19 protein-coding genes are annotated in these 18893 nt (G+C 66.4%); 9 read left to right on the forward strand and 10 right to left on the reverse strand.

The window, feature by feature from the left end:
* Positions 1-2: 2 nt before the first annotated feature.
* The 4 genes from QNN99_RS10220 (at position 3) to ald (ending at position 4132) form a co-directional block, all read left to right on the forward strand.
* Entirely contained in the window at positions 3-647 is a 645-nt protein-coding gene (locus QNN99_RS10220; protein WP_229966345.1) for a hypothetical protein, read from the forward strand.
* A gap of 94 nt (positions 648-741) precedes the next feature.
* Positions 742-2340, forward strand: a complete 1599-nt coding sequence (gene aceB, locus QNN99_RS10225) for a malate synthase A (protein WP_229966346.1) — start codon at positions 742-744, stop codon at positions 2338-2340.
* Between the two features lie 121 nt (positions 2341-2461).
* A complete protein-coding gene (locus tag QNN99_RS10230) occupies positions 2462-2941 on the forward strand; it encodes a helix-turn-helix domain-containing protein (RefSeq protein ID WP_229966347.1) in 480 nt (159 codons plus the stop codon).
* Between the two features lie 72 nt (positions 2942-3013).
* Positions 3014-4132 (forward strand): alanine dehydrogenase, encoded by a 1119-nt coding sequence (gene ald, locus QNN99_RS10235; RefSeq protein WP_229966348.1) that lies wholly within the window; start codon positions 3014-3016, stop codon positions 4130-4132.
* On the opposite strand, the gene QNN99_RS10240 is transcribed toward ald, so the two are convergent.
* Positions 4129-4869 (reverse strand): GAF and ANTAR domain-containing protein, encoded by a 741-nt coding sequence (locus QNN99_RS10240; protein ID WP_229966349.1) that lies wholly within the window; start codon positions 4867-4869, stop codon positions 4129-4131. The two genes, ald and QNN99_RS10240, sit on opposite strands and share 4 nt — an antisense overlap.
* Positions 4870-5056: 187 nt before the next feature.
* Here QNN99_RS10240 and QNN99_RS10245 point away from each other — a divergent pair, with 187 nt between their 5' ends.
* Together QNN99_RS10245 and QNN99_RS10250 are read left to right on the forward strand one after the other, a co-directional pair.
* On the forward strand, positions 5057-5206 hold the full coding sequence (locus QNN99_RS10245; RefSeq protein WP_229966350.1) for a hypothetical protein: 150 nt from the start codon (positions 5057-5059) through the stop codon (positions 5204-5206).
* The gene (locus QNN99_RS10250) at positions 5196-5618 is read left to right on the forward strand and encodes a hypothetical protein (RefSeq protein WP_229966351.1); all 423 of its coding nucleotides are present in this window, start codon (positions 5196-5198) and stop codon (positions 5616-5618) included. The genes QNN99_RS10245 and QNN99_RS10250 overlap by 11 nt, the downstream gene beginning before the upstream one ends.
* A 120-nt stretch (positions 5619-5738) precedes the next feature.
* Here QNN99_RS10250 and QNN99_RS10255 read toward each other — a convergent pair whose 3' ends face one another.
* Entirely contained in the window at positions 5739-7958 is a 2220-nt protein-coding gene (locus QNN99_RS10255; RefSeq protein ID WP_229966352.1) for a catalase, read from the reverse strand.
* Positions 7959-8054: 96 nt separating this feature from the next.
* Positions 8055-8660, reverse strand: coding sequence for a TetR/AcrR family transcriptional regulator (locus QNN99_RS10260; protein ID WP_229966353.1), 606 nt, complete (start codon positions 8658-8660; stop codon positions 8055-8057).
* 105 nt (positions 8661-8765) lie between these two features.
* Between QNN99_RS10260 and QNN99_RS10265 the strand changes: the two genes are divergently transcribed.
* A complete protein-coding gene (locus tag QNN99_RS10265) occupies positions 8766-9326 on the forward strand; it encodes an NAD(P)H-dependent oxidoreductase (protein WP_229966354.1) in 561 nt (186 codons plus the stop codon).
* A gap of 94 nt (positions 9327-9420) precedes the next feature.
* Here QNN99_RS10265 and QNN99_RS10270 read toward each other — a convergent pair whose 3' ends face one another.
* Both QNN99_RS10270 and QNN99_RS10275 read right to left on the reverse strand, forming a co-directional pair.
* Positions 9421-9612: a hypothetical protein gene (locus QNN99_RS10270; RefSeq protein WP_229966355.1), complete on the reverse strand. Its 192-nt coding sequence runs from the start codon at positions 9610-9612 to the stop codon at positions 9421-9423.
* Between the two features lie 36 nt (positions 9613-9648).
* The gene (locus QNN99_RS10275) at positions 9649-10608 is read right to left on the reverse strand and encodes a lantibiotic dehydratase C-terminal domain-containing protein (RefSeq protein ID WP_229966356.1); all 960 of its coding nucleotides are present in this window, start codon (positions 10606-10608) and stop codon (positions 9649-9651) included.
* 495 nt (positions 10609-11103) lie between these two features.
* On the opposite strand from QNN99_RS10275, the gene QNN99_RS10280 reads away from it, so the two are divergent.
* The gene (locus QNN99_RS10280; protein WP_229966357.1) at positions 11104-12072 is read left to right on the forward strand and encodes a helix-turn-helix transcriptional regulator; all 969 of its coding nucleotides are present in this window, start codon (positions 11104-11106) and stop codon (positions 12070-12072) included.
* 47 nt (positions 12073-12119) lie between these two features.
* Positions 12120-13412, forward strand: a complete 1293-nt coding sequence (locus QNN99_RS10285) for an aminotransferase-like domain-containing protein (protein ID WP_229966358.1) — start codon at positions 12120-12122, stop codon at positions 13410-13412.
* Here QNN99_RS10285 and QNN99_RS10290 read toward each other — a convergent pair.
* From QNN99_RS10290 to QNN99_RS10310, 5 genes are all read right to left on the reverse strand, one after another.
* Entirely contained in the window at positions 13409-13618 is a 210-nt protein-coding gene (locus QNN99_RS10290) for a hypothetical protein (RefSeq protein WP_229966359.1), read from the reverse strand. The genes QNN99_RS10285 and QNN99_RS10290 overlap by 4 nt on opposite strands.
* Positions 13619-13739: 121 nt before the next feature.
* Positions 13740-15200, reverse strand: coding sequence for a dihydrolipoamide acetyltransferase family protein (locus tag QNN99_RS10295; RefSeq protein WP_229966360.1), 1461 nt, complete (start codon positions 15198-15200; stop codon positions 13740-13742).
* An 81-nt stretch (positions 15201-15281) separates the two neighbouring features.
* Positions 15282-16256, reverse strand: a complete 975-nt coding sequence (locus QNN99_RS10300; protein WP_229966361.1) for an alpha-ketoacid dehydrogenase subunit beta — start codon at positions 16254-16256, stop codon at positions 15282-15284.
* Entirely contained in the window at positions 16253-17536 is a 1284-nt protein-coding gene (pdhA, locus tag QNN99_RS10305; protein WP_442860511.1) for a pyruvate dehydrogenase (acetyl-transferring) E1 component subunit alpha, read from the reverse strand. Before pdhA ends, QNN99_RS10300 begins: the two co-directional genes overlap by 4 nt.
* Positions 17537-17681: 145 nt before the next feature.
* The gene (locus QNN99_RS10310; RefSeq protein WP_229966362.1) at positions 17682-18821 is read right to left on the reverse strand and encodes a histidinol-phosphate transaminase; all 1140 of its coding nucleotides are present in this window, start codon (positions 18819-18821) and stop codon (positions 17682-17684) included.
* Positions 18822-18893 lie beyond the last annotated feature (72 nt).

Here is an 18893-nt window from a genome sequence, read left to right on the forward strand (position 1 = left end):
CGGTGGGATCCTGGCAGAGCACTTTCGCCCAGTGGGCCCCGGCGTGGGCAGCAGTGCGCGGACTGCACAGCACTCCGGACGGCGATGCCGTGCAGATGGCGCCGGCGGGCGGCACGGTTCCTCCGCAGTACGTCGTTACCTGGCCGGGCCGGGACACCCCGCGGGCAGCAGCGGAGGTGATGGGCCGCAGGGGCGCGCGTCTGACCCTGGTGACCGATGATGCCGAAACTGCCTACGGATTTGCCGCCGGGCAGGGGCTGGTGCCGCTCTCGCGGCTGGCGCTGCTCACCGCCGATCCGTCGGACCTGCCTCAGGTGCCACAACTCCCCGAGGGCGCGGAGCTTGGCCTGGCCGAAAGCGCGGGCGGCTCGGTGGTCGAAATCAGTGCGTCCGGCAACCCGGTCGCCCGGGGCCGGATTGCCCTGGGAAGCGGATTCGCGGTGTTCGGGGGCATCGATATCCGGCGCGCGGACCCGGACCACACGATGGAGTCCGCTGTGCTGGCTGCGCTCACCGGTGAAGCCGCGGTTCGGGAAGCACCGCTGATCCTGATGCCCGCGCTGCCGAAGTCCGCCCTCTGGTACGGCCGGCAGGGCTGGAGCCCGACGGCGGACATCCTCACCTTTCTGCGGGCCAACGACACCTAGCTCCGGGCCGCGGGAAACCATCCGTGTAAACTGCCTTCCACTTGGCGCCCAGCGGGCCGCCTCAGAGCTCCACACCATCCCAGGGAGATGCACGATGGCCATAAACGTAAGCGATTTGTCCCCTGTCGAGGGGTCCGAGAAGATCCTGACACCGGATGCACTGGTTTTCCTTGAAGAACTGCACCACCGGTTCCGCGCCACCCGTGATGAACGGCTGGCGGCCCGGATCGAACGCCGCAACCGCATCGCTGCCGGGGAAAGCCTGGATTTCCTGCCGGAGACGGCCGAAATCCGTGAGGCCGACTGGACGGTGGCGGCGGCCCCGGCTGCGTTGACGGACCGGAGAGTTGAGATGACCGGACCCGCTTCACCGGCCAAAATGGCCATCAACGCACTGAATTCCGGCGCCAAAGTCTGGCTGGCGGACCTCGAAGACGCCCAGACCCCCACCTGGCACAACGTGGTGGACGCCCAGGTCAATCTGTACGGAGCCTCACGCGGGAACCTGTCCTTCAGCAGCGGGGAGGGCAAGGAATATGCGCTCCGGAACGACGCGCCGCTGGCAGTGATGGTCGTCCGTCCCCGCGGCTGGCACCTGCCCGAGAAGCACGTGACCATCGACGGCGAACCCGCCGTGGGCGCACTGGTGGACTTCGGCCTGCACTTCTTCGCCAATGCCCGCGCCCTGCTGGAGAACGGCGCCGGCCCGTTCTACTACCTGCCCAAGATGGAAAGCCATCTGGAAGCCCGGCTCTGGAATGACATTTTCTCCTTCGCCGAGGACTACGTGGGCGTGCCGCAGGGCACCATCCGCGCCACGGTGCTGATCGAGACCATCCCGGCCGCCTTCGAAATGGACGAAATACTCTACGAGCTGCGCGACCACGCTTCGGGCCTGAACGCCGGCCGCTGGGATTACCTGTTCAGCATGATCAAGGTTTTCCGCGATGCCGGGAAGGCATTCCTGCTGCCCGACCGCGCCGACGTTGCCATGACGGCCCCGTTCATGCGGGCGTACACGGAACTGCTGGTGAAAACCTGCCACCGCCGCGGTGCCTTTGCCATGGGCGGCATGGCGGCGTTCATCCCCAACCGGCGCGAACCGGAGATCACGGCCAAGGCGTTCGAGAAAGTGACTGCGGACAAAACCCGTGAAGCCAACGACGGCTTTGACGGGTCCTGGGTGGCCCACCCGGATATGGTTGCCACCTGCCGCGAGGTCTTCGACTCGGTCCTTGGGGAGAAGCCCAATCAGGTGGACCGCCAGCGCGACGACGTCTCCGTGTCGGCTTCCGAGCTGCTGGACGTCAGCACGGCCGGCGGCTCCATCACCGAGGCCGGCCTCCGGTCAAACCTTTACGTGGCAGTGGCGTACACGGCCGTATGGCTCTCCGGCAACGGCGCCGTGGCCATCCACAACCTCATGGAGGACGCCGCCACGGCCGAGATCTCCCGCTCGCAGGTGTGGCAGCAGGTCCGGAACGGCGTTGTCCTGGAGGACACCGGCGCCACGGTGACGCCGGAGCTGGTGGAGCGGATCCTGTCGGAAGAGACCGAGCGGCTGCGAGGCGAGGTTTCCGAGGACCTGTTCACCCGCTACTACGCCCCTGCCAGCCAGCTGATCGCTGACATCAGCCTCGCCGAGGAGTACGTGGACTTCCTGACGCTGCCCGCCTACGAGCTGATCGACTAACGTTCCCGGTGCGGCTCCGGCAACACTGCCGGAGCCGCACCGCAGCGCAGGTCCGACGCATGGAACCGGGCAAATAACGGCTGCATGCGCGCCGATCCCGGAACTTTGGCAAGATGGCAGCATGACCCAGAGCCCTCACCGCACGCCGGCACTTCCGGAACCAGAAGTACGGGCCCTGGCCCGCGCCCTCTCCGCCGGGGATGTGACCGTTTTTGTCGATGGAACGGCACTTCGCCTGCCGGCGGCCGCACGCGACGCCGTCCTGGATCTGCTCGGCCGGCTGGGCCGGGGCGAATCAGTCACCGTGGCTTCCGAAACCGGGGTCCGCGCCGAAGCCGCCGCTGCCGGCACCGTGCCGAAATCCCGCGAGCCTGCCGCCCGGAACGGTTCGAACGTGCCGCTCCTGACGACGTCGCAGGCCGCTGCCGCCGCCGGAATCTCGCACACCTACCTGCGGAACCTGACGGACGCCGGCATCATTCCCGTCGAATACCGCGGTACCCACCGCCGCATCCGCCTGTCCGACGTCGAAGCGTGGCTGGAGCAGCAGCAGGCCAAGACGGCCCGCGGGCAGCACGGGGAACCGTCGGGCGGGCAGTGACGGGCCCCGCTCCCCTATGCTGGTGAGAACCCGGCGGTCCGCCGCCGCACCTGCGATGTTTTGGAGCCAACTGTGATCATCGGTATCCCCAAAGAAATCAAGAACAACGAGTTTCGCGTCGCCATCACGGCTTCCGGCGTCCATGAGTTCACCATGCGCGGACATACCGTGCTTATTGAGTCCGGAGCCGGCACCGGGTCGAGCATCAGCGATTCCGAGTACGCCGCCGCAGGTGCCCGGATTCTCGAGTCCGCCGACGACGTCTGGAACGGGGCCGGGCTGATCCTGAAGGTCAAGGAACCGGTTGCTTCCGAATACCGCTACTTCCGTCCTGATTTGGTGCTCTTCACCTACCTGCATCTGGCCGCCGCCCCGGAGCTGACCCGGGCGCTGATGGATTCCGGCATGACGGCCATCGCCTACGAAACCGTCCAGGAAGGGCGGTCACTGCCGCTGCTGGCCCCCATGTCCGAGGTGGCCGGACGGCTGTCCGTCCAAGTGGGGGCCCAGTGCCTGACGTCGCCGGCCGGCGGCCCCGGACTGCTGCTGGGCGGCGTCCCCGGCGTCCGGCCGGCAAAAGTGGTGGTGCTCGGCGCCGGAGTGGCCGGCACCAATGCCGTCGCCGGGGCGGTCGGGTCCCATGCCGACGTCGCCGTCCTGGACATCAACATCGACCGGCTGCGCCAGCTCGACGCACAGTATGCAGGCCGCATCCGCACCATCGCCTCGAACGCCTTCGAGATCGAGCGCGCCCTGCTCGACGCTGACCTGGTGATCGGATCGGTGCTCATTCCCGGAGCCCGTGCTCCGAAGCTGGTCAGCAATGACATGGTTTCGCGGATGAAGCACGGCAGCGTCCTGGTAGACATCGCCGTCGATCAGGGCGGGTGCTTCGAAGACACCCGTCCCACCACCCACCAGGACCCGACGTACCGGATCCACGGCTCCCTGTTCTACTGCGTGGCCAACATGCCCGGTGCCGTCCCGAACACCTCCACCTATGCGCTGACGAACGTGACGCTTCCCTACGCCGTCGCACTGGCGGACCGCGGGATCCGCGGCGCCCTCACCTCCTCGCAGGCGCTGGCGCGCGGACTGAACGTTGCCGGCGGCGAGGTTACCCACGCCTCCGTCTCCGTGGCCCTCGGGCTGGACCTGGCGCCGGACTGGACGGAGCTGGTGCCCGCCTAGCGGCCGGCGGCGAAGTGGGTGGTGCCCGGCTCGCCGTTCAGCCGGCCGACGATCTCGGCCGCCAGAACCCGCACCTTGATGTTCCTGCTGTTCGAAGCCCGGCGCAGGGTGTCAAAGGCCTCCCGCTGAGTGCAGCGGTCCTGCCCCATGATGATCCCCACCGCTAGGTCAATGTCGGTCCTCGACGCGAGCACGGCCTGCAGGTCCTCCACGGTGGCCACGTGCTGCGAAACGCGTACCGCAAGCAGCAGCGCATGGGAGGCCTCGGCCGCATAGGTGCGGGCGACCCGGCGGAAGTCCTCGTCAAAGACGTCCGGATCCTTGGCGTAGAGATTCATCGCGGCTTTGGCTTCGCCGCCCAGTTTGAGCGGAACGGAATACAGTGAGCGGATTCCGACGTCCCTGATGTGCTCCATGTACTCGGGCCAGCGCGAGTCGGTGGCCGCATTGCCCACATGCACCTCATCCTGGACCCGGATGGCGTCCAGGCAGGGCCCGTCGCCGAAGGCGTACTGGATCTCATCCAGCTGGAGCGCCTCGCCGTCGCTGCTGGCCACTGTGAACTGGTGGTTCCGCGAACGCTGGAGGGTGATCCCGCAGTAAACGGTTCCGCGAGTGGACAGGGACGACGACGTCAGCACGGCGAGGGCGTGGAGAAAGTCCTGGACGTCCTCGTGCTGCATGAGCAAATCCTGCAGCCGCACCCAGGGAGCGGCGTCTGTCCTCTGGTCTTCCATGGTTCCTTGCCTTGCATTCCCGGCGACTCTGCGTCGCTGACGCCCCGTCCGGGAATTGTTCGGGGCGCGGTTCGATACTACGATAAGAAACTCACGGTCAAGACGCGGCCATGGCTTCCTGCGAACCCTTCAGCAGAGGACCACCATGGATCCCGCAGTTCACCCTCCCCTTTGCCATCAATGCGGCATGGATGATTTCCTCATTTTCGAATCCTTCACCCCGGCAGCGGACAACAGCCCGGGCGTGGCCAATTACACGTGCTCCGCGTGCGATACATTCGCCGGCCATCAGGTGCCTGCCGGCTGGACGCCGCCGGGCTGGCACCATGAGTCCTGAGCAGATTTCAGCGGGCGCCGTCGATTTTCCCCGGCTGCTCGCCGCTGCGGCCTTCCTCACGAACCGGGCCACCGAAGAATCCCTTGCCGAACTTCGGCTCACCCAGGAGCGGACCATTATTCTTGGCCTCTTGACCTCTTCGCCCGCCGACGCGGCAGCCCTGGCCACTGCCTCCGGCCTGGCGCCCGGGTGCGTTGACGACTGTGTGCGTGCCCTGGAGTGCTGCGGCTATGCCACCATCGGCTCCGGCGGCAGGTGGACCATAACGTCCACCGGGGCCGCCGTGGAGACCCAGGCCAGGCAGGCCGAAGTCCGGCTCCTGGCGGGCGACAACGACGACGGGCTGCGACGGGACCTTTCGGCCCTGATCCGGGCTTTGACGCCCTCGCCGGAGAGCGAACCGAAGAGCTAGCGGCGGCGCACAAATCAAAGTCAGCGGCCCCCAACGGCAGCGCACCCGCCGCCCCGAACGGGGCAGCGGCTGCGCCAATACTTCTTTACCCGGGCCTAATCTTCGCCCGGGCGGCTGTGCCTAAGCCACGGCTGTCGGGAAACGCTCCCAGACCCGGTGCGCTGCCAGCAGGCCCGTGAGGCTCGCTGTCACTTCGGTGGCACTGCCCACGACGACGCCGGGTGCCTGCGGGGAAACTCCGGCGGCCTCCAGCACGGCAGCTCCATCGCCCCAGGCCCCAATGGCCTTGGAGTGGCGGAATGCTTCGGTCAGGAGCAGGGTGATGCGCGGATCGAGGGCGAAATTCCCCTCGGGATTGCCGGCCTTGGCGTCAAGGCTGTCGACGGCGTCGGTCGCCGGAGCTCCGGAGGCCGCCACCACGATGGCGTCGAACTCGGTGGAGCGCGCGGTCAGGTAGGTCCGCTGAATGGTCACTTCGCCGCCCAGCTTTCCGCCGTGCGGTGCGATCACCAGCGGCACCATGCCCTCGGCGTCGACGGCGGCCAGGACCTCGGCGAGGGCGCCCAGGTCGGTGGCCTCGTCAGCTACGACACCGATGATGCGCCCGGCCACGGGCCAGGTTCCGCCCAGCTGGCTCAATGCCGGGCTCGGCTCGGTGTCCTCAACGGCAACGTTGGGTGCCGGTGCTTCCAGGCCCAGTCCGGTGGCTACTTCCGACGCCAGGCGCTCATCGATGTTGGCCAGCGCCTGCAGCTGGCGCAGCCGGATGTTCTCCTCGTAGCACTTGCCCAATTCAAATGTGTAGGCCTGGACCACGTGATCCTGCTCCACGGGCGTCAGGGAACGGAAGAACATCCGGACCTGGCTGTAGTGGTCGTCGAAGGTGGCCGGATTCTCGCGGACCTTGCGGGCCGCCGGGACCTCGGCGGGAACGTCAATGAAGGCACCCATGTCCGCGCCTGCCATGAACGGGCAGCCACCGTCGAGGGAGTTGGGCTGGTACGGAGCAACACCGGAGTGGTCGGCGTGCTGATGGAAACCCTCACGGAACATGTCGTTGACCGGCGCGTGCGGGCGGTTGATCGGAATCTGGCTGAAGTTCGGTCCGCCCAGCCGGGTCAGCTGGGTGTCGATGTAGGAGAACAGCCGGCCCTGGAGCAGCGGGTCGTTGGTGACATCGATGCCCGGCACCAGGTGTCCCGGGTGGAAGGCCACCTGCTCGGTTTCCGCGAAGAAGTTCGTGACGTTGGCGTTCAGGGTCATCGTGCCGATGAGCTGCACCGGTGCCAGTTCCTCGGGAACGAGCTTGGTCGGATCCAGCAGGTCGATCCCCTCGAACATTTCGTCCTCGGTATCCGGGAAGACCTGGATGCCCAGGTCCCACTGCGGAAAGGCGCCGGCTTCGATGGAATCGGCGAGGTCGCGCCGGTGGTAGTCAGGATCCATGCCATTGATGATCTGGGCTTCTTCCCAGACCAGGGAGTGCACGCCCTGGCGGGGCTTCCAGTGGAATTTCACCAGGGTGGTTTCACCCTTGGCGTTGACCAGGCGGAAGGTGTGGACGCCGAAGCCTTCCATGGTGCGGTAAGACCGCGGAATACCGCGGTCGGACATGTTCCACATGGTGTGGTGCTGGGCCTCGGTGTGCAGGGAGACAAAGTCCCAGAACGTGTCGTGGGCGCTCTGCGCCTGCGGGATTTCACGGTCCGGATGAGGCTTGCCGGCGTGGATCACGTCAGGGAACTTGATGGCGTCCTGAATGAAGAACACGGGAATGTTGTTGGCAACCAGGTCGTAGTTGCCCTCATCGGTGTAGAACTTGGTGCTGAAGCCGCGGGTATCCCGGACGGTGTCAGCTGAACCGCGGGATCCCAGGACCGTGGAGAAACGGACGAAGACCGGAGTTTCGGTGCCCTTGGCCAGGAAACCCGCACGCGTGACGCCCTCCGCCGCACCGTTGGCCACAAACACGCCGTGGGCAGCCGCGCCGCGGGCATGCACCACGCGCTCCGGGATGCGCTCGTGGTCGAAGTGGGTGATTTTCTCCCGAAGATGATGGTCCTGCAGGAGAATGGGACCGCGCCGGCCTGCCTTGAGGGAATGATCGGTATCCTGCAGCCGGACGCCCTGCGCGGTGGTCAGATACCGGCCGCTCTGGGCGTTGGAGACCTTGGGCGCCCCGGTGGGAACGCCGGTGGGAGAGACCGTTTCCGGTCCATCCTGATCCGGCTTGGGAGGCAGCGGCTCGCGCGGCTCGGTGGGTTCATTCAGCTCGGGCGCCAGCGGCGCCGGAGCCCCCGGGATGGGAAGGTCGGGCACGGATGAGCTGTTTTCGGACATGTAGCCTCCATCATTGTTAGGACCATGTGGCCGCCAAACCGCGGCGACAGTATCCCCACCCTACTAAATTAGTAAGCCTGCTGACACTCCGACTTTTCAGCCCTCGGAGGACCCCGTCACGGAGGCCACCAGACCGGTCCACCCGGCAATGATCCGGTCAAGGGACATTCCCGCCGTGCGGTGCAAATGCAGCAGCAGCCCGGCTTCAAGGAAGGCCTCCAGCTGATAGGCAGTCAGTTCGGGATCGCGGACGGCAGGAACGGCCGACAGCAGCATGGTGAGGTGCAGAAGTTCCAGTTGGCGCGTGGCATGCCGGTGGTGCGTAAAGCCGTCCACAGCAGCGGCGCGCCGGAGTTCGCCGGTAATTTCCAGAGCCCGGATCCGTGCCTGGCCGAAGGCATGCAGGCGCTCCAGCGGCTGCGCTCCCGGCCCAAGCGGAGCCGGTCCCCTCATATAGCTCTCCTGAAAGCCGCGCTGGGCGTGATCCAGGAGGGCCTGCATCAGCCCGGCCCGGCTGCCGAAGCGTCGGAAGACCGTGCCCTTGCCCACTCCGGCGCGGCGGGCCAGGTCATCCATGGTGAGAGCGTCGACGCCGGCTTCTGACACGATGGCCAAGGCGGTGCCCAGCAGCAGGCGCCGATTTCGGGCAGCGTCCAGGCGCTCCCATCCGCCGATGTCTTCTTCGCGCCCGCTGCCCTGCATGCGGGACAGTCTAACCCGCGCGGAATATAAGCGGACCACAGTCCGTTTATAGTATGAGAAGAGCAGACAGCGCCCGTTCCGGGCACGTCCCAAAGAGGAGTTCCCTTGAGCACCAAAGTACTAACCCTGGTCGGCAGCCTTCGCGCCGGCTCGGTCAACCGCCAGCTTGCCGACACCGCAGCCCTCACCGCCGGCGCCGACGTCGACATCGTGATCTTCGACGGGATTGGACAGGTCCCGTTCTACAACGAGGACATCGATGTCGAGGGATCCGTTCCCGAAGCTGCTGCCGCCCTGCGCGCCGCGGCAGCTTCCGCTGACGCCCTGCTGCTGGTCTGCCCGGAGTACAACGGCACCATGCCCGCCGTTCTGAAGAACGCCATCGACTGGCTTTCCCGCCCCTTCGGCACGAGCGCCATCTCCGGCACTCCTGCTGCCGTCATTGGCTCGGCCTTCGGCCAGTACGGCGGGGTCTGGGCGCACGACGACGCCCGCAAGGTCCTGGGCATCGCCGGCGCACGCGTCATTGACGACGTCCGCCTCTCCATCGGCGGCTCGGTTTCGCGTTTCGCGGAGATCCACCCGAAGGACGATTCCGAGATCGTGGAGCAGCTCCGCGGCGTCGTGTCGACGCTTGCCGGAGAAGCCGAGGCCTCCGCAGCCTAAGGCACGCAGGCAAACGGGGCCTCAGGCCTCAACGCCCGCAGCATCAGAGAGGGACGCCTTCACCCGGGTGAAGACGTCCCTCTCTTCGTCGGCGCTAGTCCCAAAATCCGCCGGCCCACGCCGCATCCCGCAGGTAGTCCCGTGCGGGGCCAACATCCCAGAGCTCTCCATGAGACTCCACCATGCCTTGGTCCCGAAGGACGTCGACAACGTCTTCGGAGCATCCCAGGACTTCAGAGAGATCCCGGGAGTTGGCCGCTACCACCAACTCATTGCGACTAGCCACTGCGGCTTCCTTCCTGATGTTGGGTCTTCGGCCGGCCTAATGCCTGTCGAGGAGTGCTGCTTCGCGTTCAACGCTCCAGCTCCGGGCATACAGTCCCAAAGCCGCTTCTTCACGGAGCGAAAGTCCCAGCCGGTTGAGAAGCATGTGTGCCTGGTAGACGGTGAGGTGCTGGGCGCTTCGGCTCAGCCGGGCTTTGTCGGCGCGGTACAGATACGTGTCTATGGTCCGAAACCAGCGTCGACGCCAGTTCTCCACTGCCGATTCAGCCGCCGTTGCCGCCATCAGCCGCTGGGTGGGCATGACCTTTGCCGCCACTTGGACCGTCATCGCCTGCCGCACGCTGGCGGCCCGCGAACCAAAGCCTGACGTGCAGCTGCGCAGATGGCTGTCCCAGTAATAGTCCCAGGAGATCCGCCGGCGGTCCGGCCAGCTGGCCGAGCGCGGGCCCTTCATCATTGCCCGTGCCGAATCAAAGAGCAGCAGGGAGCCGAGGGCCCACCTGTTCTGGACCTTGGGAAAGCGCGCCGTCGCCCATGCCCCGAGGTCGGATGAGAGCTCAAAAACTTCTTCGGCGAGGGCAAGGCCTTCGACCCCTCCGTACTTGGCCAAATCTGCTTCCATCCGCAGATTTTGCTGCTCTGTACCGCCGGGGTTCGGGCGGTCAGTTGCCGGTTCACTGTACTCGTGGGTCACCTCCAGGTGGCCGATGACTCCCGATGCCTGGTCCCGGAGCGCCGCCAGCAGGAATTTCAGCCGCTCCAAGACCTCGGGTTCCGCCAGGATCCTGAGCCGCACGTGCGCGTTTGCCGGCTCCATGCACCTCGTGTAATACCATCGGCGGGCTCCCTTGGCCTGTGCCTGGGCCGCCAGCGGGGTAACCAACTCTCCAATGATGCCGTCCGCTACATCGAAGCCCCCGGTGTAGAAGGAGAGCGTCCACCATTGTGCGGTTGAGTGAGTTCGTGAGGCGTTTCGAACTGCTGTCAGCTGACTCATGGCATGCATCCCCTCCGGGGTTGTTGCTTGGCTACCGCCGCTGGGCGGGGTCTTGCAGTTTTTCTCGTAGTGAAGGTGTTGTCGTAAAGGTGTTGATGCAGGCCCCCTAAGGGGCATCCCTTAGAGCCAGTCCCAAACCTTGCTGGTCATTTTCGTTCCCCCTCCTGTGCCTGCGGCTGATCCCCAGCCTGTGCGAGTGATTGACTCCGAAAGCTTCCCCCGCCCCGCAAGTCTTCGTCTACCCCTTCCGGTGCCCGGTTCCTGTCATGCCCCGTTTCACCCCCGGTGCCGCCGGCCCCCGCCCCCAGCCCAACGGAAACGCCCGAGATCAGCGCAGCAAACCGGCATTTTCCAGCCGTCAGCCGAGGCTCCGGGGTTAGTGGCATTAACTGGCCATGTCAGCCTTTCCATCTGTCGGACCGGAAGCCGGCCGCCACCGTGCGCGGACCGCCGATGGATAGGGTAGCCTCAGCACCACCGAAAGGAGCCGCTGCAGTGGATGATGTATGTCTGGCCGTGTACCGGTACGCCGTCAGCAGTCCCGGCTGGAGGGTTGACGAAGCCTCCGAGGCGCTGGGCTTCACCACGCGCTCCATCGAATCGGCCATCGAGCAGCTGATGGAGCGGCGCCTGCTGATGCGGGCCAACGAAGGCCCCCGGAGCAGGTTCGCGGCAGTCTCGCCGGACGTCGCACTGGCGGAACTCGTAGACCCGGACGAACGTGCGCTGCTCGATCTGCGCTCGAGGATCGCCGCGACCCGTCGGGAGCTGGCCGGCCTTGCCCATGTCTTTGCCGAAGCCAGCCGGCAGGCTTCCACCGATGCCGCCGTCGAAGTCCTGGAGGACCCGGACCAGGTGATGAGCGTCCTCATCGAGTACGGCCGCTCCGCATCCGACTGCGTCCTGATGGCGCGCCCCGGCCCGGGAGCCACTGCCGACGCGCAGGAGGAAAGCATCCAGAAGGATGTCGATCTGCTGCGGCAGGGGGTGCGGCGCCGGACGCTCTACCATTCCAGCATCCGGGACCACATGCCCACCCGCAGGGCAGTGGAGATTGTCACGGCAGCAGGCGGCGAATTCCGGACCCTCCCGCACATGCTGCTGCGGATCGTGATCTTCGACGGCAAGGTGGCCGTGGTTCCGCGCGCGCGGTGTGCTGATGACCGGGCCGGATTGGTCATCCGCGACCCCCACCTGATTCACCTCTTCGTGCGCATGTTCGATTTTGCCTGGGAACTTGGCGAGCCGTTCCTGGCAGAAGACCCGCAGCCAGGGCAGCTGAGCAGCCTGCAGCGGTCAATCCTCCGTGCCCTCGCCTCGGGGCAGTCAGATGAGGTCATCGCCCGGAGGTTGGGGATCAGCGTGCGGACCTGCCGCCGGCACATTGCCAAAATGCTGGAGGACCTTGGCGCGGAAAGCCGGTTTCAGGCCGGAGTGAAGGCGCACCGGGCAGGCTGGATTTAGACAACGAATGTTGTCTCCGCGTGAACTGAAGCGGCTAGGATATGGGGATGACTTTCGAGGAGACCTCCGCCACTGCCCTTAACGCGGAGACTCAGACTGCCCTGGAGCGGGCTGTCGCGTCGACCCACCGCCATGAAGCGCTGTTCTCGGACCGGGCGTTCCACATCAAGCAGTCGGCCGTGCGCGATGTTTTCGACATCTCCATCCGGCCCGGGCTGGTGTCCCTGGCAGGCGGCAGCCCCTACCTGCGCTCCCTGCCCCTCAAGGAGCTGGGCGAGTCGGCACGCAGCATCATTGCCGACCACGGCCTGGAATCGCTGCAGTACGGAGCCGGGCAGGGCATGGCCGAACTGCGGCGCCAGGCCTGTGAGGTGATGGCGGCCGAAGGGATCCCCGACGCCGATCCCGACGACGTCGTCATCACCACCGGATCACAGTCAGCACAGGATGTCGCCGCGAAGGTCTTTTGCAACCCCGGCGACGTGGTGCTCTGCGAGGACCCCACCTATGTGGGCGCCCTCAACGCATTCGAAGCCTATGAGGTGGATGTGCACGCCGTGCCGACGGACAGCGAGGGCCTGGTTCCCGAGGCCTTGGAGCAGAAGATCGCCGCGCTGCGCGGGCAGGGCAAGTCCATCAAGATGCTGTACACGATTCCCAGCTTCAACAACCCCAGCGGCGTCACCCTGGCGGCCGGCCGCCGGCAGCGGATCGTCGACATCTGCGCCGACGCGAACATCCTCATCCTCGAAGACAATCCGTACGGCATGCTGCGCTTTGACGGCCGGCCGCTGACGCCGCTGCGCGCCGGAAATCCGCACGACGTCCTGTATTTGGGCTCGTTCTCGAAGATCTTTGCGCCCGGCGTGCGCGTGGGTTGGGCACTGGTTCCCAAACACCTGCACCGCCGCTTTTACCTGGCCTGCGAAGCCGTGGTCCTCTGCCCGTCGCCGCTGACCCAAATGCTGGTCTCCGCTTACCTGCGGGACTATGACTGGATGCAGCACATCCGGAACTCGCGGGTACTGTATGCGGCTCGCTGCGCCGCCATGCTTTCGGCACTGTCAGAGCACCTGCCCGACGGCGTGAACTGGACGGTGCCCGACGGCGGGTTCTTCGTGTGGCTCAGCCTTCCGGAGGGCGTGGACACCTATCCCCTGCTGTACGAGGCCATCGACGCCGGCGTGGTCTTCATTCCGGGCGCTGCCTTCACCCCGTCGGATGAGCCCTCCAACAAGCTGCGCCTGGCGTTCAGCGCCGTGTCCGAGGAGGACATCCGTGAAGGAGTGCGGCGGCTGGCCCCGGTGCTGCGCCGGGCGCTGGATGCCGCTGCCGGTTAGCGGTTCCGCCGGCGCCGCTCCAGGAAGGGAAAGACGACGGCGAACAGGGCAATGATGATCAACAAGCGCCAAATCGTGCCCAGGCCCGGAAACAGGATGATGAGCAGGCTGGAGACGATAAACGCCACAGCGAGCAGCATGACCGTGCGTTTCCAGTCGATGTGCGGGGCGCCGCCTTGGCCCTGGGGGCTGCGAGGATTTGTCATGGTCCCCTGATCGTATCCGCCCGGACGCGGGACCGCAGCTCCCGGCGACCCGCGGCAGCGGCCAAACCGGCCAGTCCGCTGCCGCTGCCCGGCCAAGCGCATCCCCGGCAGCCCGCCCGGATTAGTCCAGCAGCAGCGCCGGTTCCTCGAGGATCGAGGCGACGTCGGCCATGAACCGTGCCGAAAGATCACCGTCCACCACGCGGTGGTCGAACGAGCCGCCCAGCGTGGTTATCCAGCGCGGGATGACTTCGCCGTCGAGCACCCAGGGCTTTTGCTTGATCGTGCCAAAGGCCACGATCGCGACTTCCCCGGGGTTGATGATCGGCGTTCCGGTGTCAATGCCGAGCGCGCCGATGTTGGTGATGGTCAGGGTGCCGCCCCGCATGTCGGCAGGCGGCGTCTTGCCGGCGCGTGCGGTGGTCGCCAGGGCGTTGAGCGCCACTGCCAGTTCCTTCAGGGACAGGTCCTGGGCATCCTTGATGTTCGGCACCATCAAGCCGCGCGGCGTGGCTGCAGCGATGCCGAGGTTCATGAAGTGCTTGACCAGGATCTCCTCGCCCCCCCAGGTCGCGTTGACCGAGGGGTTGCGGGCCGCCGCCCAGATGACCGCCTTGGCCAGGATCAGCAGCGGGGAAACCTTGATTCCTTCGAAATCGCGCGAGGCTTTCAGCCGCTTCACGAATTCCATGGTGCGGGAGGCATCCACGTCCACGAAAATACTCACGTGCGGAGCGGTAAACGCGCTTTCGACCATCGCCTTGGCGGTGGCCCGACGCACCCCCTTCACCGGAACGCGCTCAATCCGCTGATCCCGTGGCTGCTGGGCCCCGGCCCAGAAGGTGTCGGCCGAGTCCTGCTCGGAATCACGCTGTGCCTGATAGCTGATCAGGTCCTGCTTGGTCACTTCGCCGCTGGCACCGGTTGCCGGGACGTCGGCGAGGTTGATGCCCAGGTCCTTCGCCGCCTTGCGCACCGGCGGCTTCGCCAGCACCCGCTGGATCAGGCGGCTGAGGGTATCCTGCACGGCGGCGCCGGCAGAGGCGACGCTCTGCGGGCGGGGATCTTGGCCTGCCGGCTGCGAGGAGGGCGGCGCGGGCACGCCGGCGGTTTCACTCAAGGGAGCGGAGGGCGTGGCCTCGGCCGGGTTTGCAGTGGCCGCGGCAGGCTCAGCGGGGGTGGCGGCAGGCCGGCTGACCCGCGGCCGGCGCTTCACGGCGTCGGCCTTGGGACCGGTGCCGGTGAGCGAGGCGCTGGGCTGCTCGTCGTCGTGCGCTGCCGCCGGAACGGGCGCCGGAGTCATCGGAGCACCCGGCTGTTGGCCGCCGTCGTCCGCCGGGGAACCGGCAGTGACGCTGATGATCGGCGATCCGACGTCGACGGTCTGGCCTTCCTGCACCAACAGTGCCGAGACCGTGCCGGCGTAGGGCGAGGGCAGCTCCACCAGCGACTTGGCGGTTTCAATCTCAACGATCACATCGTTGACGGCAACCGTGTCTCCGGCCTTGACCTTCCACTCGACAATGTCAGCCTCGGTCAGGCCTTCTCCAACGTCGGGAAGGTGGAACGTTCTCTCAGTCATGGCTTCTCAATCTTCGTGTGCGGCAAGCTTCATGGATGGGCCTTCCGGCCGGCTGCCCGATCCGTCAGCGCGGGGAACGGGCTAAAAGGCGAAGGAGCGGTCCAGGGCATCCATCAGTTTGTCGATGTCCGGCAGGTAGTGCTCTTCGACCTTGGCCACGGGATAGGGCATGTGGAACCCGCCGACGCGGATGACCGGCGCCTCCAGCGACAGGAACGCGCGCTCGGTGACGCGGGCTGCAATCTCGCCGCCGATGCCGCCGAAGGTGGGGGCCTCGTGGGTCACAATCAGCCGGCCGGTCTTGCGGACCGACTCCGTTACGGTGTCGAAGTCGATGGGGGAAATCGAGCGCAGGTCCACCACTTCGACGCTCCGCCCGTCTTCCTCGGCGGCCTTCGCGGCGGCCAGGGCCACCGGCACCAGCGGTCCGTAGGTCACGATTGTGGCGTCGGTTCCCTTCCGCAGCACATGGGCAGCGAAGGGGTCTCCGGTGGGCTGTTCGGTGTCCACGTCGCCCTTGAGCCAGTAGCGCCGCTTCGGTTCGAAAACGATCACCGGATCCTGGCACGTCATGGCCTGCTGAATCATCCAGTAGGCGTCCTGCGGGTTCGACGGCGTCAGGATGCGCAGTCCCGCAGTGTGCGCAAACAGTGCTTCGGGGGATTCGGAGTGGTGTTCAATGGAACCGATTCCGCCGCCGTAGGGAATGCGGATGACCACCGGGGCACTGAGGGCGCCTTCGCTGCGCGAGTGCATCTTGGCCAACTGGGTGGTGATCTGGTTGAACCCCGGGAAGACGAACCCGTCGAACTGGATTTCACAGACCGGTCGGTAGCCGCGCAGCGCGAGTCCGATGGCGGTGCCGATGATGCCCGATTCCGCCAACGGCGTGTCCATGACCCTGCTGGCGCCGAAATCCGCCTTCAGCCCTTCGGTGACGCGGTACACGCCTCCGAGGTCGCCAATGTCTTCGCCCATGAGCAGGGACTTTGGGTTGGCCGCGAGACCGGCGCGCAGCCCGGCGTTGATGGCCTTGGCCATGGTCATGGTGCTCATGCGGTGGGCTCCTGGGAGTCGGCGAAGCCGGCCTCGTACCGGCGGTGGAAGTCCAGTTCCTCCTGGATCAGCGGGTGCGCTTCGGCATACACATCGGTGAAGGCGTCTTCGAATCCGGGTGCCTGCATGGCCAGGACGTCCTCGCGGAGCTTGTCGGCCATCGCCTGTCCGTCCTTGGCCAGCGTGTCGAAGAAGGCATCATCGGCAAGGCCCGCCGCGCGCAGGTGTTTCTCCAGCCTGGTCAGCGGATCGCGCGAAACCCAGGCTTCCTCATCGGCGCTGAGACGGTACTTGGTGGGGTCATCGGCGGTCGTGTGGGCGCTCATCCGGTAGGTGAAGGCCTCGATCAGCACCGGCCCCTTTCCGGAGCGGGCGTGTTCCAGCGCCCAGCGGGTCACCGCGTGGACAGCGACGACGTCGTTGCCGTCCACGCGGATGCCGGGGAAACCGTAGCCCTTGGCGCGGTTGGCGAGCGGAATCCTGGACTGCACTTCAGTGGGCACCGAGATGGCCCAGTGGTTGTTCTGGCAGAAGAAGACGACAGGGGCGTCATACGAGGCGGCGAAGACCATGGCCTCATGGACATCGCCCTCGGAGCTGGCGCCGTCACCGAAGTAGGCCACTGTGGCTGCCTCGGGGAGCTGCGGTTCCGCTGCCTGGTCCCGGGCCATTCCCATCGCGTAGCCGACGGCGTGCGGCACCTGTGCGGCCAGGACCAGGGTGTAGAGGTGGAAATTGGCCTCGCTGGGGTTCCAGCCGCCGTGCGAAATACCGCGGAAACGGCGCAGCAGGTGGGACAGTTCCAGGCCGCGGGTCAGCGCGACGCCGTGCTCGCGGTAGGTCGGGAACACATAGTCCTGGGGCTGCAGAGCGCGGCCCGATCCGATCTGCGCACCTTCCTGCCCGGTCATGGGCACCCACATCACGAGTTCGCCCTGCCGCTGGAGCGCCGTGGCTTCCTGGTCAAAGCGGCGAATCGTGAACATGTCCCGATACAGCCCGCGCAGCTCCTCAGCGCCCAGCTCGGCGGCATAGGCGCCGTAGCTGCTGTCGTCCAGCCACTCCCCTTCGGGGGTCAGCAGCTGCACCATGCCGGTGCCGTCGGCAGGGCCGGCGGCGGTCGGTGCAGCGGTGCCCGGGGCGGCGGTGCCGCTCTGGCCACGGCTGGTTATTGGGGCGCCGCCGGCGCTCGAGCCGGTGCCCACGGCGCCGCCGGCGCCGCCGGGCAGGCGGGAGCCATCACCGGCTGCCGTTCGGGCAGGCGAGTGTTTGAGGTCCATGCTTACTCCTCGCCGGGACAGCCACCTGGCCGACCCGTGCTAGATATATGCCCGCCGGGGAATAGATCACCCCGGGGAGCATATATGCGGAACTTACTTCCCTCAGCCTAACGAGCGCACAGGCCCGGACCGCACTTAGGACACGCTAGGAAACGCGTGGTCCCTTTGTATAGGTCGCACAGAGATCCAAGAATCGCGTATTGGCTTCCTCCTCACCGACGGTGACCCGAACCCCTTCGGTGCCGAAAGCCCGGACGGCGATGGCCCTCTGCTCCGCCAACGCTGCAAACTCGGGGGTATTGTCGCCGAGTGCCAGCCAGACAAAGTTTCCCTGCGCGTCCGGAATCCGCCACCCGAGCGCCCTGAGCCCGTTGACCACGCGTGCCCGCTCTTTCACCAGTTCTTGTATTCTTTCCACAAGTTCCCCGTGGTGCCGCAGCGACGTGACTGCTGCGGTTTCGGCGAGCTGGGAGACGGCAAACGGCACGGCAGCCACCCGCAGGTATTGCGTGATCGGCGGGTGTGAGACAGAGTACCCGACCCGAAGTCCGGCCAGTCCCGCCCCCTTCGAGAAGGTCCGCAGCACCACCACGTTGGGGTGCCGGCGGTACATGTCAATGCCGTTCACCGCCTCGGGGTCGCGGACAAAGTCTTCGTAGGCTTCATCGATCACGACAATCACGTCGGAAGGCACCTTGGACAGGAAATCCTCCACCTGGCGGGCGGTCAGTGCCGGACCGGTGGGGTTGTTGGGAGTGCAAAGCAGGACCACGCGGGTCCGCGGAGTGACGGCGGCGGCCATCGCCTCGAGATCATGCGTGCCGTCCTCCCGGAGCGGCACTTGGACGCTCTCGGCACCGGACAGCCCCACGCTGATGGGATACGCCTCAAAGGAACGCCACGGGTAGATGACCTGGTCCTGCACGCCGTTTTCGTCTTGGCCGGCGAAGGAGGCCAGCAGCTGGTTCAGTGCGCCAAGGCTTCCGCCGCCGGTGACGATGTCATCAGCCGGGACGTCCAGGAAAGAGGCCAGCTCGGTGCGCAGAGCGGTGGAGAGCGGATCCGGGTAGCGGTTAATGTCCTGCCGGCCGCTGATCGCCTCCAGGACCACCGGAAGCGGAGGAAAGGGGTTTTCGTTGGAGGAGAGCTTGTAACTTTCCAGTCCGTCGATGACGGCGGGCGGCTTTCCGGCCGTGTAGCGGGGCAATGCACCCATTACGCTGCGGGGACGGATCTCCGGGGCCGGAACGTCAGCTGCGTTGGTGTCATTCTCGGTAGTCGTCATCCCTCAACCCTAATAGCGTCCGCTTCCCGGCAGAGGCACGGCCGCGGCGTATGACACCACGACGCCACACAG

It is taken from the genome of Arthrobacter sp. zg.Y820 (assembly GCF_030125555.1).
In the GTDB taxonomy this organism is placed as follows: domain Bacteria; phylum Actinomycetota; class Actinomycetes; order Actinomycetales; family Micrococcaceae; genus Arthrobacter_B.